This window comes from Variovorax sp. GW458-11-26-14-LB1 (assembly GCF_059423965.1).
On sequence record NZ_JBWKYW010000056.1, the window covers coordinates 1 to 16155 of the forward strand.

Here is a 16155-nt window from a genome sequence, read left to right on the forward strand (position 1 = left end):
CCCCCGGCAAGCCCTACGTGCCCACCGCGGCGCGCGAGGCCGCCGAGTTCGTCGCCAAGATCGCCGAGCTGTCCGCCACCAACCCGGCGTCGGCCGCGGTCGAGGAAGAGGCCACGCCGCAACTCGAACTCGTGCCCGAACCCGAGCCCGAAGCGCCCAAGGGCTACACGCCCGCCGTGCTCGCGGTCACCGGCACCAACGGCAAGACCACCGTCACCTCGCTCACCGGCCAGCTGGTCGAACGCGCGGGCAAGACCGTGGCCGTGGCCGGCAACATCGGACCCACGCTGCTCGACACGCTGGCCGGGCACCTCGACGCCGGCACGCTGCCCGACGTGTGGGTGCTCGAACTCTCGAGCTTCCAGCTCGACGGCGTGCAGGGCTTCGAGCCCACGGCCGCGACCGTGCTCAACCTCACGCAGGACCACCTCGACTGGCATGGCGACATGCCGGCCTACGCGGCCGCGAAGGCGCGCATCTTCGGCGCCAAGGGCCTGATGATCCTCAACCGCGACGACGCCGGCGTGATGGCCATGCTGCCGCCGCCGGTCAAGGTGCGGCTGCAGCGCCCGCAGATCCGCACCCACGTCACCTTCGGCGGCGCGATGCCGCTGCGCCCCGGCGACTACGGCATCGAGCGCATCAACGGCGTGGCCTGGCTGGTGCGCGCGCTGGAAGCCGACGAAACGCAAAAGCGCAAGCGCGGCGCGGTGGTGGAAGAAGAGCTCTTCTTCCAGCGCCTCATGCCCGCCGACGCGCTGCGCATCCGCGGCCGCCACAACGCCATGAACGCGCTGGCCGCGCTCGCGCTCGCCAGCGCCGCCGACTGCCCGCTGGGCCCGATGCTCTACGGCCTGCGCGAGTACCGCGGCGAGCCGCACCGCGTCGAGCCGATCGCCATCGTGGACGAGGTCGAGTTCTTCGACGACAGCAAGGGCACCAACGTCGGCGCCACTGTGGCTGCACTGAGCGGTCTCGGCGAAGAACGCCGCGTGGTCGTGATCCTCGGCGGCGAAGGCAAGGGCCAGGACTTCGAGCCGCTGGCCGACCCCGTGCGCCAGTACGCGCGTGCCGTCGTGCTCATCGGCCGCGACGCCCCGCTGATCGAGGCCGCGCTGGCCTCCACCGGCGTCTCGCTGAAGCACGCGGGCTCGATGGAAGAGGCCGTGAAGCTCGCCGCCGTGCGCGCCCACCCCGGCGATGCCGTGCTGCTGTCACCGGCCTGTGCGAGCTTCGACATGTTCAAGGACTACGCGCACCGCGCCGAGGTGTTCTGCGAGGCCGTCGAGGCCTATGCCGACAGCCCGCGCGAGGCCGTGGGTGGCGACGACGCGGTGGTGTCGTACGTGCCTGGCGCGTCGCTGTCCACCGCCGGATCGATGGAGGACCCGATTTGAACTCCGCAGCCGCAGGCCAGGAAACCAGCACCGGCAGCCGTTTCGGCGGCTGGTTCCGGCGCGCCCGCAGCGGCATGGATTCGCTGCCCGTGCACCTGCCCGTGCGGCTGGGCGGCGCCGGTGTCGCGCAGACCAAGGCCACGCCGATGCGCGTGCTGGGCTTCGACCAGGCGCTGGTCTGGGTCACGGTCGCGCTGATGACCTGGGGCCTGATCATGGTGTATTCGGCCTCCATCGCGCTGCCCGACAACCCGCGCTTCGCACGCGCCGGCTACAGCGCCTCGTACTTCCTCACGCGGCATGCGGCCTCGCTGGTCATCGCCTTCATCGCCGCGCTGCTGACCTTCCAGGTCCCGATGAAGACCTGGGAGCGCGCCGCGCCCTGGCTCTTCGTGGCTTCGCTGCTGCTGCTGGTGGCGGTGCTCATTCCGCACATCGGCATCAACGTGAACGGCGCGCGCCGCTGGCTGCCGATGGGCTTCATGCGCTTCCAGCCGTCGGAGCTGGCCAAGTTCGCGATGGTGCTCTACGCCGCCAGCTATATGGTGCGCAAGATGGAGATCAAGGAGCGGTTCTTCCGCGCCGTGCTGCCGATGGGCATCGCGGTGGTGGTGGTCGGCATGCTGGTGATGGCCGAGCCCGACATGGGCGCCTTCATGGTGATCGCCGTGATCGCCATGGGCATCCTGTTCCTGGGCGGCGTGAACGCGCGCATGTTCTTCGTGATCGCGACGCTGGTGGTGGTGGCCTTCGGCTCCATCGTGGCGAGCAGCCCGTGGCGCCGCGAGCGCATCTTTGCGTACCTCGATCCGTGGAGCGAAGAGCACGCGCTGGGCAAGGGTTACCAGCTGTCGCACTCGCTGATCGCCATCGGCCGCGGCGAGGTCTTCGGCGTGGGCCTGGGTGGCAGCGTCGAGAAGCTGCACTGGCTGCCCGAGGCGCACACCGACTTCCTGCTGGCCGTGATCGGCGAAGAGTTCGGCCTCATCGGCGTGCTGCTGATCATCGGCCTGTTCCTGTGGCTCACGCGCCGCATCATGCACATCGGCCGCCAGGCGATCGCGCTGGACCGCGTGTTCTCGGGCCTCGTGGCCCAGGGCGTGGGCGTGTGGATCGGCTTCCAGGCCTTCATCAACATGGGCGTGAACCTGGGCGCACTGCCGACCAAGGGCCTGACCTTGCCGCTGATGAGTTTCGGCGGCTCGGCGATCTTGATGAACCTCGTGGCGTTGGCCGTGGTGCTGCGCATCGACTACGAGAACCGCGTGCTGATGCGGGGAGGTCGCGTATGACCGGCCGTACGGCACTCGTCATGGCAGGCGGCACGGGCGGCCACATCTTTCCGGGTCTCGCAGTGGCCGAGGCCCTGCGCGAGCGCGGCTGGCGCGTGCACTGGCTGGGCGCGCCCGGCAGCATGGAAGAAAAGCTCGTGCCCCCGCGCGGCTTCGCCTTCGAGCCGGTGCAGTTCGGCGGCGTGCGCGGCAAGGGTCCGCTCACGCTGTTCCTGCTGCCGCTGAAGCTGCTGCGCGCCTTCTGGCAGAGCCTGGCCGTGGTGCGCCGCGTGAAGCCCGACGTGCTCGTGGGCCTGGGCGGCTACATCACCTTCCCGGGCGGAATGATGGGCGTGCTGATGGGCAAGCCGCTGGTGCTGCACGAGCAGAACTCGGTCGCCGGCCTCGCCAACAAGGTGCTGGCGGGCGTGGCCGACCGCGTGTTCACGGCCTTCCCGAACGTGCTGAAGAAGGCGCAGTGGGTGGGCAATCCGCTGCGCGCGGCGTTCACGTCGCAGCCCGATCCGGCCACGCGCTTCGCGGGCCGCACGGGTCCGCTCAAGTTGCTGGTGGTCGGCGGCAGCCTGGGCGCGCGTGCGCTCAACGCCGTGGTGCCGCAGGCGCTGGCACGCATCGCGCTCGACGTTCGCCCGCAGGTGCTGCACCAGAGCGGCGCCAAGCAGATCGACGAGTTGCGCGCCAACTATGCGGCGGCCGGCGTCGAGGGCGAGCTCACACCCTTCATCGACGACACCGCGCAGGCGTACGCCGAGGCCGACCTCATCGTCGCGCGCGCCGGCGCCAGCACTGTCACCGAAATCGCGGCCGTCGGCGCAGCAGCGCTGTTCGTGCCTTTCCCCTCGGCGGTCGACGACCACCAGACCACCAACGCGCGCTTCCTCGTGGACGCGGGCGGCGGCTGGCTGGTGCAACAGACCGACCTCACCCCTGAATTGCTGGCTGATTTGCTACAGAAAACCGAACGCGCGATCTTGATCGACCGGGCCACCAAGGCCAAGACCCTGCAGAAGACCGAAGCAGTGGACGCGGTTGTCCGCGCCTGCGAGGAGCTTGCGAAATGAAGCACGCGATCCGTCACATCCACTTCGTCGGCGTCGGCGGCTCGGGCATGAGCGGCATCGCCGAGGTGCTGCTGAACCTGGGCTACCGGATCACCGGCTCCGACCTGTCCGACAGCGCCACGCTGCGCCGTCTCGCGGGCCTGGGCATCGGCACCTTCGTAGGCCATGCCGCCGCGCACATCGACGGCGCCGATGCGGTCGTCACCTCCACCGCCGTGCAGTCGGACAACCCCGAGGTGCTGGCCGCGCGCGAAAAGCGCATTCCGGTCGTGCCACGCGCGCTGATGCTCGCCGAGCTGATGCGCCTGAAGCAGGGCATCGCCATCGCCGGCACGCACGGCAAGACCACCACCACCAGCCTGGCCGCGAGCGTGCTCGAGGCCGCTGGGCTCGACCCGACCTTCGTGATCGGCGGGCGCCTGAACAGCGCCGGCGCCAACGCGCAGCTGGGCAGCGGCGACTACATCGTGGTCGAGGCCGACGAGTCGGACGCCTCGTTCCTGAACCTGCTGCCCGTGATGGCGGTGGTCACGAACATCGACGCCGACCACATGGAGACCTACGGGCACGACTTCGCCAAGCTGAAGAAGGCCTTCGTCGATTTCCTGCACCGCATGCCGTTCTACGGCGTGGCCATCCTGTGCACCGACGATCCGGCGGTGCGCGAGATCGTGGCCGACGTGACCTGCCCGGTCACCAGCTACGGCTTCGGCGAGGACGCCCAGGTGCGCGCCATCGACGTGCGCGCCGTCGGCGGCCAGATGCATTTCACCGCGCAGCGCCGCAACGGCGTGACGCTGCCCGACCTGCCCATCGTGCTGAACCTGCCGGGCGAGCACAACGTGCGCAACGCGCTGTCGGTGATCGCCATGGCGGTCGAGCTCGGCATTGCCGACGAAGCGGTGCAGCGCGGCCTGGCCGGCTTCAAGGGCGTGGGCCGCCGTTTCCAGAGCTACGGCGACGTGGCCGTGCCGAACGACACGGCGGGCGGGCGCTTCACCGTCATCGACGACTACGGCCATCACCCGGTCGAGATGGCGGCCACCATCGCGGCCGCGCGCGGCGCCTTCCCGGGGCGCCGGCTTGTGCTGGCCTTCCAGCCGCACCGCTACACCCGCACGCGCGACTGCTTCGAGGACTTCGTGAAGGTCATCGGCACGGCCGATTCGGTGCTGCTGGGCGAGGTCTATGCCGCGGGCGAGGCGCCCATCGTGGCCGCCGACGGCCGCACGCTGGCGCGCGCGCTGCGCGTGGCCGGCAAGGTCGAGCCGGTGTTCGTGGACGACATCGTCGCCATGCCGCAGGCCATCCTGGACAACGCCCGCGCGGGCGACGTGGTGTTGTGCATGGGCGCGGGCTCCATCGGCGCGGTGCCGGGCAAGGTGGTCGAACTCGGCACGCCGCCCGCACCCTCATCAACAACTTCAGAGCGCACTGCGCGCAAGGGGAGGGCCGCGTGAGCCTTCAGGATCCACAACTTTTCGGCAAGGTGGCCGTGCTGTTCGGCGGCAGTTCCGCCGAACGCGAGGTGTCGCTGATGTCTGGCGCCGGCGTGCTGCAGGCCCTGCGTTCGCGCGGCGTCGACGCGCATGCCTTCGACCCGTCGGAGCGCGAGCTGACCGACCTGAAGCGCGAAGGCTTCGCACGCTGCTTTGTCGCGCTGCATGGTCGCCACGGCGAAGACGGCACCGTGCAGGGCGCGCTCGAGCTGCTCGGCATTCCCTACACCGGCTCGGGCGTGATGGCCTCGAGCGTGGCGATGGACAAGGTCATGACCAAGCGCATCTGGCAGGCCGACGGCCTGCCCACGCCCAAGTACGTACGCCTGGCCTTCGACCAGCAAAGCCGCGAGCAGATCATGGTGGTGCCCGACGTGCTGGGCCTGCCGCTGATCGTGAAGCCGCCGCGCGAGGGCTCGTCCATCGGCGTGACCAAGGTCGAGGGCTACTCGCAGATGCAGGACGCCGTCGCGCTGTCGGCGAAGTTCGACGCCGACGTGCTGTGCGAGGAGTTCATCGACGGCGAAGAGGTGACCTGCGCCGTGCTCGGCCAGGGCCTGGACGCGCGCGCGCTGCCGGTGGTGCGCATCGCCGCGCCCGAAGGCGCCTACGACTACCAGAACAAGTACTTCACCGACGACGTGAAGTACCAATGCCCGAGCGGCCTGCCCGAGGCCGAGGAACGCGAGATCCAGCGCATCACGCTGGCCGCGTACCACACGCTCGGCTGCCGCGGCTGGGGCCGCGCCGACGTGATGATCCGCGCCAGCGACCGCAAGCCCTTCCTGCTCGAGATGAACACCTCGCCCGGCATGACCAGCCATTCGCTGGTGCCGATGTCGGCGCGCGCGGCGGGCATTCCCTACGAAGAGCTGTGCGTGCGCGTGCTCGCGTCCGCATCGCTGGATGCCAAGGGAGGCGCGAACTAAGCCATGGCCGACAGCATCCCCGCTCCCTTCGACGTCAAGCTGATGAACATCGTCGCGAACGTTGCGTTCGTGCTGGTGGCGCTCATGCTGCTGGCGGCGAGCGCGTGGTGGGTGCTGCGCCAGCCTTTCTTCCCGATCTCGGGCATCAAGGTGGACGGCGAGGTCACGCACAACAACGCGGTCACGCTGCGTGCCAATGTGGCGCCGCAGCTCAAGGGCAACTTCTTCACCATCGACCTGGCGCGTGCGCGCACCGCCTTCGAGACGGTGCCGTGGGTGCGCAGCGCGGTGGTGCGGCGCGAGTTCCCGAACAAGCTGCGCGTGACGCTGACCGAGCAGGTGCCGGTGGCGGTGTGGGGCGACGAGGCCGGCTCCAAGCTGATCAACGGCTTCGGCGATGTGTTCGAAGCCAACGTGGCCGAGGTCGACGCCGACCTGCCGCGCCTGGACGGCCCGATCGAGCAGGCCGGGCAGGTGCTGGGCATGTACCGCGTGCTCGCGCCGATGTTCGAGCCCTACGACTTCGACATCGCCGAGCTGCGGCTGTCCAGCCGCGGCAGCTGGAAGGTGCTGCTGGACAGCGGGGCCGAGATCGAACTCGGCCGCGGCCAGAGCGACGAGGTGTCGGCGCGCCTGCAGCGGTTCCTGAAGACCGTGACGCAGGTCGCGGGCCAGTACCGCCGCACGGTGGCCGACGTCGAACGCGCCGATCTGCGCCACAACGACGCGTATGCCCTGCGGCTGCGCGGCGTCACCACGGTCTCGCCCGAGGCCCCAAGAAAAATCAAGTAGCGAATACCGAGGACATCTACATGCCCAAAGAATACAAAGACCTGGTCGTAGGCCTGGACATCGGAACCGCCAAGGTGATGGTGGTCGTGGCCGAGGTGCTGCAAGGCGGCGAGCTCAAGCTGGCCGGCCTGGGCATCGCGCCCAGCAACGGCCTCAAGCGCGGCGTCGTGGTGAACATCGACGCCACCGTGCAGAGCATCCAGCAGGCGCTGAAAGAAGCCGAGCTGATGGCCGACTGCAAGATCAGCCGCGTCTACACCGGCATCACCGGCAGCCACATCCGCGGCATCAATTCGAGCGGCATGGTGGCGGTGAAGGACAAGGAAGTCACGCCCGCCGACGTGGCCCGCGTGGTCGAGACGGCGCGCGCCATCAACATCTCGAGCGACCAGCGCCTGTTGCTGGTGGAACCGCAGGAGTTCGTGATCGACGGCCAGGACGTGAAGGAGCCGATCGGCATGAGCGGCATGCGCCTGGAGGCCAAGGTGCACATCGTGACCGGCGCGCAGAGCGCGGCCGAGAACATCATCAAGTGCGTGCGCCGCTGCGGCCTGGAGGTCGACCAGCTGATGCTCAACCCGCTGGCGTCCAGCCAGGCGGTGCTCACCGAAGACGAACGCGAACTGGGCGTGGTGCTGGTCGACATCGGCGCGGGCACCACCGACGTGGCGATCTTCACCAACGGCGCGATCCGCCACACGGCCGTGATCCCGATCGCTGGCGACCTCATCACGAGCGACATTGCGATGGCCCTGCGCACGCCCACCAAGGACGCGGAGGACATCAAGGTCGAGCACGGCTACGCCAAGCAGCTGCTGGCCGACCCTGAATCGCAGGTCGAAGTCCCCGGCCTTGGCGATCGCGGCCCGCGCATGTTGAGCAAGCAGGCGCTTGCCGGCGTGATCGAGCCGCGCATCGAAGAAATCTTCTCGCTGGTGCAGCAGGTGGTGCGCGAGTCGGGCTACGAGGAAGTGCTGTCGTCGGGCGTGGTGCTCACGGGCGGCAGCGCCGTCATGCCCGGCATGGTCGAGCTCGGTGAAGACATCTTCCTCAAGCCCGTGCGCCGCGGTATTCCGAAGTACTCGAGCGCGCTCTCGGACATGGTGGCGCAGCCGCGCGCGGCCACCGTGATGGGCCTGCTCGAGGAAGCACGTTTTGCACGCATGCGTGGCTTCAAGGTCGCACAGAAGAACGGGTCCGTAAAGACTGCGTTCGGACGTTTCAAGGACTTCATCGTGGGGAACTTCTGACCATGAACCACTCCCCACTCTGGCTCGCACGCGCGGGTCCTCCGCTGCATTTCAACGAGCGATGGCGACGCACCGGTCCACCATCGCGACGGCGATCCCGTTGATCACGTCACGGCAGAAGAAATATTCATAGACACATAACGGCAACTGCAATATTCAAGGAGTTAGAAATGACCATCGAAATGATCGAAGTCGAAGAATTCAACCAGGGCACGCAGATCAAGGTGATCGGTGTCGGCGGCGGCGGTGGCAATGCGGTCGCCCACATGATGGAGCGTGGTGTGCAAGGCGTGCAGTTCGTTTGCGCCAACACCGACGCGCAAGCCCTGCAACGCAGCAACGCGCACAAGAACATCCAGCTGGGCATCAGCGGCCTGGGCGCCGGCAGCAAGCCCGAGAAGGGCCGTGACGCGGCCGAAGCCGCGGTGGACGACATCCGCGCCGCCATCGACGGCGCGCACATGCTGTTCATCACGGCCGGCATGGGCGGCGGCACCGGCACCGGCGCGGCCCCCGTGATCGCGCGCGTGGCCAAGGAAATGGGCATCCTCACCGTGGGCGTGGTGACCAAGCCCTTCGACTGGGAAGGCGGCCGTCGCATGACCAACGCCGACGCCGGCCTGGCCGAGCTCGAAGCCAACGTCGACTCGCTGATCGTGGTGCTCAACGAGAAGCTGCTGGACGTGCTCGGTGAAGACATCACCCAGGACGAAGCCTTCGCGCACGCCAACGACGTGCTGAAGAACGCCGTGGGCGGCATCTCGGAAATCATCAACGAGTACGGCGGCGTGAACGTCGACTTCGAAGACGTGCGCACCGTGATGGGCGAACCCGGCAAGGCCATGATGGGCACGGCCGCGGCTGCAGGCCCGGATCGCGCGCGCATCGCCGCCGAACAGGCCGTGGCCTGCCCGCTGCTCGAAGGCATCGACCTCTCGGGCGCCAAGGGCGTGCTGGTGCTGGTGACGGCATCGAAGGGTTCGCTGAAGCTGAACGAGTCGAAGCTCGCGATGAACACCATCCGCGCCTACGCCTCGCCGGACGCGCACGTGATCTACGGCGCCGCCTACGACGAAAGCCTGGGCGACCAGATGCGCGTCACGGTGGTGGCCACGGGCCTGTCGCGTGCCGACGCACGCCGCCAGGCCCCGACGCTCGAAGTGATCCGCACCGGCACCGACAACATCCCGTTCACCGTGCCGACGCTCGGCGGCGTGGGCCACGCGGGTGGTGGTTCGGGCAGCCAGCCCAACTACGACGGCATGGCCGTGCCCAGCGTGTGGCGCACCAACCGCACGATGGCCGCTGCCAAGGTCGACGCACTGTCGTCGGGTGGCATGGACGACTTCGAGATCCCCGCATTCCTGCGCCGTCAGGCCGACTGACCGCAGGCCACCGAACGCAGAGGGCACGAGGGTTCGCAAGGGGACGGGGAAGACCTGAAAGGGACTGCCCCCCGGCTCTAGGCGCTGCGTCCACCTCGTGCCCCTTGCGTCCATCGCCGGGGGCTCCCTGGCTTTTTGTTCTTTCTTATCTGACCGGTCCATGTCTATCGCGGCCATAGCGAAGGGAATAGGGCGTCACGGTCGCCGCCCGCCTAAAATCTCGGGCGTGCTGCAACAACGAACCCTCAAGTCGATCAGCCGCGCCGTGGGCGTGGGGCTTCACAGCGGCCAACGCGTGGAGCTGACCCTGCGACCGGCCCCGGCCGACACGGGCATCGTGTTCCGCCGCGTCGACCTGCCCGAGCCGGTCGAGATCCGCATGACCGCCGAATCGGTCACCGACACGCGCCTGGCGTCCACCGTCTCCACGGGCGGCGCCAAGGTGCAGACCGTCGAACACATCATGTCCGCCTGCGCGGGCCTGGGCATCGACAACCTCTACATCGACATCACGGCCGACGAAGTGCCGATCCTCGACGGGTCGGCCTCGTCCTTCGTGTTCCTGCTGCAAAGCGCGGGCATCGAGCTGCAGAAGGCGCCGCGCCGCTTCATCCGCGTGCTGCGCAAGGTCGAGGTGCGCGAAGGCGAGGGCGCCAACGAGAAGTGGGCAAGCCTGGAGCCGTACCACGGCTTCAAGCTGAGCTTCGAGATCGACTTCGACCACCGCGTCGTCAACTCCACCGGCCAGCGCGTGGAGTTCGACCTGGGCACCGACTCGTACAGCCGCGACATCGCGCGTGCGCGCACCTTCGGCTTCACGAAAGAAGTCGAGTACATGCGCAGCAAGGGCCTCGCACTCGGCGGTGGCCTGGACAACGCCATCGTCATGGACGACACCAAGGTGCTCAATGCCGGCGGCCTGCGCTACGACGACGAGTTCGTGAAGCACAAGATCCTCGACGCCATGGGCGACCTGTACATCATCGGCAAGCCGCTGCTGGCCGCGTACACCGCGTTTCGCTCGGGCCACGCGCTCAACAACAAGCTGCTGCGCGAGCTGCTCTCGCACAGCGACGCCTACGAGGTCGTGACCTTCGAGGACGAGAAGCGCGCACCGCGCGGCTTCGGCGAAGTGGCGCGGGCCTGGTAAGCCCGGCGCACGCCTTTTCTTTCCGATGCTTCTCTTTCGCTGGGCCATCCTGCTGCTTCTGCTGGTGGCGGGCGTGTCCTTCGCGTTCTATGCGGGCACGGGGCAGGTCAAGTACCGCCGCTTCGGCTGGATCGTGTTCAAGTGGACGGTGCTCGCGGCGCTCGGCTTCTTCGCGGTCCTGATTGCCGAGCGCGTCGCGTAGACCCAGCCGTTCAATCGATCAGGGCCTGTAGCGCCTGCACCTGCTGCGCGAGCAGCGGCCCCTTGCGGTGCGCGGGCACCAGCAGCATCAGCGTGTCCCCCAGCGCCTTCGGCCGTCCCCAGGGCGCGTGCAGCCGGCCTTTCTCCAGCAGCGGCGCCACCAGCCGCTCGCGACCCATCAGCACCCCTTCACCGTCGAGCGCGGCCTGCAGCGCAAGGCTGTAGAGCGAGAAATCGGGCCCGGCAGCCAGCGCATCGGCCTCGGTTGAGGTGGTGTCGGGGCGCACGGCCTGCAGCCAGCGCGACCAGTCGTCGCGCCACACCGTGTCGTGCAGGCCGCCGCAGCGCGCGAGCACGTCGAGGAGGTCGTCGAGCGGGCGCGGGCGTGCGCTCTCCAGTGATGCGCGCAGGCGCGGGCTGCACACGGGCACGAGGCGGTCGCGCGCGAGCGGGATGCTCGTCGCGCCGACGGCGGCTTCGGCGCCGCGTGCGTAGAACAGTCCGAGATCGAAGGGCTCGCGCCGGAAGTTCGGCGGCTGCTCCAGCGCCGTCACCGACACCTGCACGCCGGGCAGCGCGGCCTTCAGCCGCGAGAGCCGCGGCGACAGCCACAGCTGCGCCATCGCCGGCAGGGCCGCCACCTGCAGCGTGCTGCGGCGCGCGGCGGTCTGCGTTTCCTGGCGCAGCGCCTGCACCGCGAGGCCGAGCTGGTCGACCGCCGCACTGAGCGCAGGCAGTGCGCGCCGGCCGTGCGCGCTGAGCCGGATGCCCTGGCTGTGCCGTTCGAACAGCGCACCGCCGGCCCAGGTCTCGAGCGCCTTGATCTGCTGCGCGACGGCGGCGGGCGTCACGAACAACTCCTCGGCCGCGCGCGCGAAGCTGCCGTGGCGCGCCGCGGCCTCGAAGGCGCGCACGGCCGTGTGCGGCGGCAGGCGAGGGCGGGGTGGGGCGAGGGACATGGTGGGGAGGCCAAGTTTTTCTTGGGCTCGGGCCCAGTTTATCCATGTTGCCCGTTGGGACACAGGGCGCGACCATGCGGTCATTCCCTTCCACCACTCCCAGCGAGACACCGCATGCCCGCAGCCCTCCACCGCCGTTCCTGGGTTCCCGCCGCCAGCGAGGACCACGTGCTCGCCATTGCCGCCGACGCCGCCGCGCGCGACGCGGCGGGCGTGGCCGCCGAGATCGAACGCCTCGTGGCCGACAGCCACCGCATCCACGACGTCGACGGGCTGAACCTCAACCCCGCCACCAACGTGATGAACCCCGCCGCCGAGGCGCTGCTGTCGCGCGGGCTGGGCTCGCGCCCGTCGCTGGGCTACCCGGGCGACAAGTACGAGATGGGGCTGGAAGCCATCGAGCGCATCGAGGTCGTCGCCGCCGAGCTGGCGGCCGAGGTGTTCGGCGCGCGCTTCGCCGAGGTGCGCGTGAGCTCGGGCGCGCTGTCGAACCTCTACGTGTTCATGGCAACCTGCCAGCCCGGCGACACGATCATCGCGCCGCCGCCCGCCATCGGCGGCCATGTGACGCACCACGCCGCGGGCGCGGCCGGGCTCTACGGCCTGAAGACCGTGCCGGCGCCGGTCGATGCCGACGGCTACTCGGTCGACGTCGTGGCGCTGGCCAAGCTCGCGCGCGAGGTGAAGCCCAAGCTCATCACCATCGGCGGCAGCCTCAACCTGTTCCCGCACCCGGTGCCCGCGATCCGCGAGGTGGCCGACAGCGTGGGCGCCAAGGTGCTGTTCGATGCCGCGCACCTGTCGGGCATGGTGGCCGGCAAGGCCTGGCCGCAGCCGCTCGAAGAGGGCGCGCACGCGATCACCATGAGCACCTACAAGAGCCTGGGCGGCCCGGCCGGCGGGCTGATCGTGTCGAACGACGCGGCGCTGATGGCGCGCATCGACGCCATCGCCTACCCGGGCCTCACGGCCAACTCGGATGCAGGCCGCACGGCCGCGCTGGCCCGTGGCCTGCTCGACTGGAAGGTGCACGGCACGGCCTATGCAGCGGCGATGCGCGACACCGCGCAGGCGCTCGCACGCGCGCTCGATGCGCAAGGCCTGCCGGTGTTCGCCAAGGCGCGCGGCTTCACGCAGTCGCACCAGTTCGCGCTCGAGGCCGCGCGCTGGGGCGGTGGGCAACGTGCAGCGAAGCAGCTGGCCCAAGGCGGCCTGCTGGCCTGCGGCATCGGCCTGCCGATCGCGCCGGTCGACGGCGACATCAACGGCCTGCGCCTGGGCGTGCCCGAGATCGTGCGGCTGGGCTTCACGCCCGACGACATGCCGCAGCTGGCCGGCTGGATCGCGCGGGCGCTGGCAGGCGATGCGCCCGCCGTGGCCGCCGAGGTGCGCGAGCGCCGCCGGCGCCTGGGCGACCTGCGCTACATCGTGCGTTGAATCGCCGTCAGCGCGAACGCCCTTGCCGGTAGGAGCCGGCGTGGGTCTTCGACAGCTCGGCCGCTTCCGCGAGCCGCGCCATCGAACGGCCGACCTGCGCGTGCGTGATCGCGATGCCCAGCGCGTCCGCCGCGTCGGCGCCCGGCAGGCCGGGCAGGTCGAGCAGGCGCTTCACCATCTCCTGCACCTGCGCCTTCGCGGCCTGGCCGGGGCCGGCCACGGCCTTCTTCATCTGCAGCGCCGTGTACTCGGCCACCGAGAGGTTGTGGCTCACCAGCGCCGTCACGCAGGCACCGCGCGCCTGGCCCAGCAGCAGCGTCGACTGCGGGTTGACGTTGACAAAAATGATTTCGATCGCCGACGCCTCGGGCTGGTAGCGCGCCGTGATCTCGCCGATGCCGTCGAACAGCACCTTCAGGCGCGCCGGCAGGTTGCCGCTGCCCAGGTGCCGGGTGCTGATGGTGCCGCTGGCCACGTAGCGCAGCGCATGGCCGTCCGCATCGACCACGCCGAAGCCGGTGGTCTGCAAACCGGGGTCGATGCCGAGGATCCGCATGAAAAGGAAGCGTAAAGGCCTAAGCCTGGGTGAGGAAGGTTGAAGAAGGTGCGAATTCGCGCGCGATGCGTGGGGGATCGCGGGCAGAATCCGCCGTTCTTGCATTCCGCCCCGCTTCGCGCGGGGCGCGCCACACAAGGAAGCGAAGGTGAATGTAGTCGAGTCCTCCGCGCAGCAGCAACCGAAGCCATCGAACGACGCCCCGGCCCTGCCCGCGCCCCTGCAGCAATCTCCCGCCGAACGCGCCGCCGCGAGCTTTCGCCAGGCGGAGCTGTTGAGCGACCTCGGCCGCCGTCGCGAGGCGATCGCCGCCTGCAGCCGGCTGATCGCCGAGTTCGGTGCGCTGCCCGACGCCGGCGTGGTCGTGCCTTGTTGCCAGGCGCTGCGGCTGCTCGCGCACGTGCTGCGCCAGCTGCACCGCCCGGCCGACGCGCTGGCCACGCTCGACCGCCTGGTGGCCGCGCACGGCGGGCGCAGCGAGCCCGAGATCCGCGCGCACATCGCCCACGCGCTGTACCAGCGCACCTGGCTCATCGACGATGCGGCGGCGCGTTGCGAGGCCTGCGACTTCATGAGCGAGCAGCTCGACGCACAGGCCGATGCCGCGCTCGATGCGTGGCGGCTCGATGCGCGCCTGCTGAAAGCCGAGATCGAACACCACCGCGGCCTGCCGCAGGACGCATTGGCCACGCTCGAAGCGGCCATCGAACGCTTCGAAGGCGGCGCCGAGGCCGGCGTGGTCCTGCGCGTGGCGCGGGCCCGGCTGGCTGCGGTGCTCAACCTGCGCGAACTGGCGCAGCACACGCAGGCGCAGGTGCTGTGCCTGCAGGTGGCCGACCAGATCGAGACCGGGCTGGCCGAGGCTGCGCCCGAACTGCGGCTGGAAGGCGTGCGTGCGCTGGCCCTGTTCTTCGACGGCCTCGGACTCGACGAGGTGGCGCGCCGCGCCGAGCTGGTCGGCTGGCTGCTCGACCGCTATGGCCACGACGCCTCCGCGCAGGTGCGCCGCCTCGCGGCCGTGCGCGCCCACGAATGGGCCGTGGGGCTGCGCGACCAGGGCGACGGCGAGGCCGCGCTGGCCGCCTGCGAGCGCCTGCTCGGCACGTTCGCCCGCGACAGCGACGCCATGGTGCAGCGCACCGTGGCCACCACCTTGCTGCACAAGGGCTTCGTGCTGCTCGACCTGCTGGGGCGGCCCGAGGCAGCGCTTGCGGTGTACGAGCCGCTCGTCGCGTTGTCGCGCGACGGCGCCACGCCCGAACTGCGCGAGCTGCGCGTGAAGGCGATGGCCGGGCGCGAGGCCTGCCTGAAGCGCCTGCGCAAGACCGGCGGGCTCGACGCCGGCGAGTTGCCGGCCGAGCTCTTCGATGCGGCGTGCGACACCGTCCGCGAAGGCCGCAAGCTCGGCGACGCGGGCGCATCGCGCGAGGCCATCGCGCTCTTCGACGAGGTGCTCGCCGCGCATGCCGCCTCGCCGCACCCGCTGATGCGCCGCCAGTGCGCCCGCGCCCTGTCGCACAAGACCTTCTGCCTGCTGGCGCTGGAGCACTTCGCCGAGGTCGTCGAGGCGGCCGACGCGATGGACGCGCGCTACGGCGCCGATGCCTCCACCGAGATGCAGTCGCAGGTGGCGCTGTGCCTGCAGTACAAGAGCACCGCGCTCGATCGCCTCGCGCGGCCCGCGGACGAGATGCGTGTGCACGACGAGATCGTTGCGCGCTGGGGCAATTCCGAGCTGCCCGACCTGCGCGCGCGCGTGGCCGGCGCGCTGTTCCGCAAGGGCGCCGTGCTGCGCCGCGCGGGCCGCTTCGCCGAGGCCGTGGCCAGCTACGACGAGGTGATCGCGCGCACGGCGATGGCGCGGGACAGCGCCCTGCAGCTGTGGGCCGCCAAGTCGCTGATCAACAAGGCCAAGGCCTTCGACAAGATGGACGACGCAGCGGGCCAGGCCAAGGCCTACCGCGTGCTCATCGCGCGCTTCGGCGAGTCGGGCGACACGGCCTTGCGCGAGCGCGTCGCCAATGCGTGCGAATGGCTGGCCGAGGCCGAAGGGCGGCAGGGGCGGGTGGCGGCGCAGCGCGAGGCGCTGGAGTTGGCACTCGGGCGTTTCGGCACGGCGCTGTCGGCTGAGCAGCGCACGCGGCTCAAGCGCGAGCTTCAGGCGCTGAAGACGAGGGCTCTAGGGCGGCGTGCGAAGCAGGCCTTCGACCGGGTGGTGCGGCGCAAGGTCTGATCGCCCACCGCCCG

The 16155-nt window shown here is 69.9% G+C and carries 14 protein-coding genes; 12 read left to right on the forward strand and 2 right to left on the reverse strand.

The window, feature by feature from the left end:
• The 10 genes from murD to AC07YS_RS27020 all read left to right on the forward strand — a co-directional run.
• Positions 1-1397 (forward strand): UDP-N-acetylmuramoyl-L-alanine--D-glutamate ligase (gene murD, locus AC07YS_RS26975; RefSeq protein WP_495273965.1); only part of this gene is annotated, 1397 nt, incomplete at its 5' end.
• Positions 1394-2689 (forward strand): putative lipid II flippase FtsW, encoded by a 1296-nt coding sequence (gene ftsW, locus AC07YS_RS26980; RefSeq protein WP_062474228.1) that lies wholly within the window; start codon positions 1394-1396, stop codon positions 2687-2689. The genes murD and ftsW, both read left to right, overlap by 4 nt.
• The gene (gene murG, locus AC07YS_RS26985) at positions 2686-3750 is read left to right on the forward strand and encodes an undecaprenyldiphospho-muramoylpentapeptide beta-N-acetylglucosaminyltransferase (RefSeq protein WP_492686298.1); all 1065 of its coding nucleotides are present in this window, start codon (positions 2686-2688) and stop codon (positions 3748-3750) included. The genes ftsW and murG overlap by 4 nt, the downstream gene beginning before the upstream one ends.
• Complete coding sequence (gene murC, locus AC07YS_RS26990) at positions 3747-5210, forward strand: UDP-N-acetylmuramate--L-alanine ligase (protein WP_307695604.1); 1464 nt, start codon at positions 3747-3749, stop codon at positions 5208-5210. The genes murG and murC overlap by 4 nt, the downstream gene beginning before the upstream one ends.
• The gene (locus tag AC07YS_RS26995) at positions 5207-6178 is read left to right on the forward strand and encodes a D-alanine--D-alanine ligase (protein WP_062474222.1); all 972 of its coding nucleotides are present in this window, start codon (positions 5207-5209) and stop codon (positions 6176-6178) included. Before murC ends, AC07YS_RS26995 begins: the two co-directional genes overlap by 4 nt.
• A gap of 3 nt (positions 6179-6181) precedes the next feature.
• Complete coding sequence (locus tag AC07YS_RS27000; protein WP_062474220.1) at positions 6182-6970, forward strand: cell division protein FtsQ/DivIB; 789 nt, start codon at positions 6182-6184, stop codon at positions 6968-6970.
• A 20-nt stretch (positions 6971-6990) separates the two neighbouring features.
• A complete protein-coding gene (gene ftsA, locus AC07YS_RS27005) occupies positions 6991-8220 on the forward strand; it encodes a cell division protein FtsA (protein WP_056575685.1) in 1230 nt (409 codons plus the stop codon).
• Between the two features lie 170 nt (positions 8221-8390).
• Positions 8391-9605: a cell division protein FtsZ gene (gene ftsZ / locus AC07YS_RS27010; RefSeq protein WP_062474218.1), complete on the forward strand. Its 1215-nt coding sequence runs from the start codon at positions 8391-8393 to the stop codon at positions 9603-9605.
• A gap of 226 nt (positions 9606-9831) precedes the next feature.
• Positions 9832-10755, forward strand: coding sequence for a UDP-3-O-acyl-N-acetylglucosamine deacetylase (gene lpxC, locus AC07YS_RS27015; protein ID WP_056575680.1), 924 nt, complete (start codon positions 9832-9834; stop codon positions 10753-10755).
• Between the two features lie 25 nt (positions 10756-10780).
• Positions 10781-10957, forward strand: a complete 177-nt coding sequence (locus AC07YS_RS27020) for a hypothetical protein (protein WP_167394968.1) — start codon at positions 10781-10783, stop codon at positions 10955-10957.
• 10 nt (positions 10958-10967) lie between these two features.
• On the opposite strand, the gene AC07YS_RS27025 is transcribed toward AC07YS_RS27020, so the two are convergent.
• Positions 10968-11915, reverse strand: coding sequence for a LysR family transcriptional regulator (locus AC07YS_RS27025; RefSeq protein WP_495275740.1), 948 nt, complete (start codon positions 11913-11915; stop codon positions 10968-10970).
• Between the two features lie 114 nt (positions 11916-12029).
• On the opposite strand from AC07YS_RS27025, the gene AC07YS_RS27030 reads away from it, so the two are divergent.
• A complete protein-coding gene (locus AC07YS_RS27030; protein ID WP_495270350.1) occupies positions 12030-13352 on the forward strand; it encodes an alpha-methylserine aldolase in 1323 nt (440 codons plus the stop codon).
• A gap of 7 nt (positions 13353-13359) precedes the next feature.
• On the opposite strand, the gene ruvC is transcribed toward AC07YS_RS27030, so the two are convergent.
• Complete coding sequence (gene ruvC / locus AC07YS_RS27035) at positions 13360-13908, reverse strand: crossover junction endodeoxyribonuclease RuvC (protein WP_495275741.1); 549 nt, start codon at positions 13906-13908, stop codon at positions 13360-13362.
• Positions 13909-14056: 148 nt separating this feature from the next.
• Here ruvC and AC07YS_RS27040 point away from each other — a divergent pair, with 148 nt between their 5' ends.
• Entirely contained in the window at positions 14057-16141 is a 2085-nt protein-coding gene (locus AC07YS_RS27040) for a tetratricopeptide repeat protein (protein WP_495270348.1), read from the forward strand.
• Positions 16142-16155 lie beyond the last annotated feature (14 nt).

What these genes read in the sequence shown, in the direction of transcription:
- AC07YS_RS27000 (WP_062474220.1), top strand. Translation starts at nt 6,182, where the DNA reads ATGGCCGACAGCATCCCCGCTCCCTTCGACGTCAAGCTGATGAACATC.
- AC07YS_RS27030 (WP_495270350.1), top strand. Translation starts at nt 12,030, where the DNA reads ATGCCCGCAGCCCTCCACCGCCGTTCCTGGGTTCCCGCCGCCAGCGAG.
- ftsA (WP_056575685.1), top strand. Translation starts at nt 6,991, where the DNA reads ATGCCCAAAGAATACAAAGACCTGGTCGTAGGCCTGGACATCGGAACC.
- ftsZ (WP_062474218.1), top strand. Translation starts at nt 8,391, where the DNA reads ATGACCATCGAAATGATCGAAGTCGAAGAATTCAACCAGGGCACGCAG.
- murG (WP_492686298.1), top strand. Translation starts at nt 2,686, where the DNA reads ATGACCGGCCGTACGGCACTCGTCATGGCAGGCGGCACGGGCGGCCAC.
- ruvC (WP_495275741.1), bottom strand. Translation starts at nt 13,908, where the DNA reads ATGCGGATCCTCGGCATCGACCCCGGTTTGCAGACCACCGGCTTCGGC.
- murC (WP_307695604.1), top strand. Translation starts at nt 3,747, where the DNA reads ATGAAGCACGCGATCCGTCACATCCACTTCGTCGGCGTCGGCGGCTCG.
- AC07YS_RS27025 (WP_495275740.1), bottom strand. Translation starts at nt 11,915, where the DNA reads ATGTCCCTCGCCCCACCCCGCCCTCGCCTGCCGCCGCACACGGCCGTG.
- AC07YS_RS27020 (WP_167394968.1), top strand. Translation starts at nt 10,781, where the DNA reads ATGCTTCTCTTTCGCTGGGCCATCCTGCTGCTTCTGCTGGTGGCGGGC.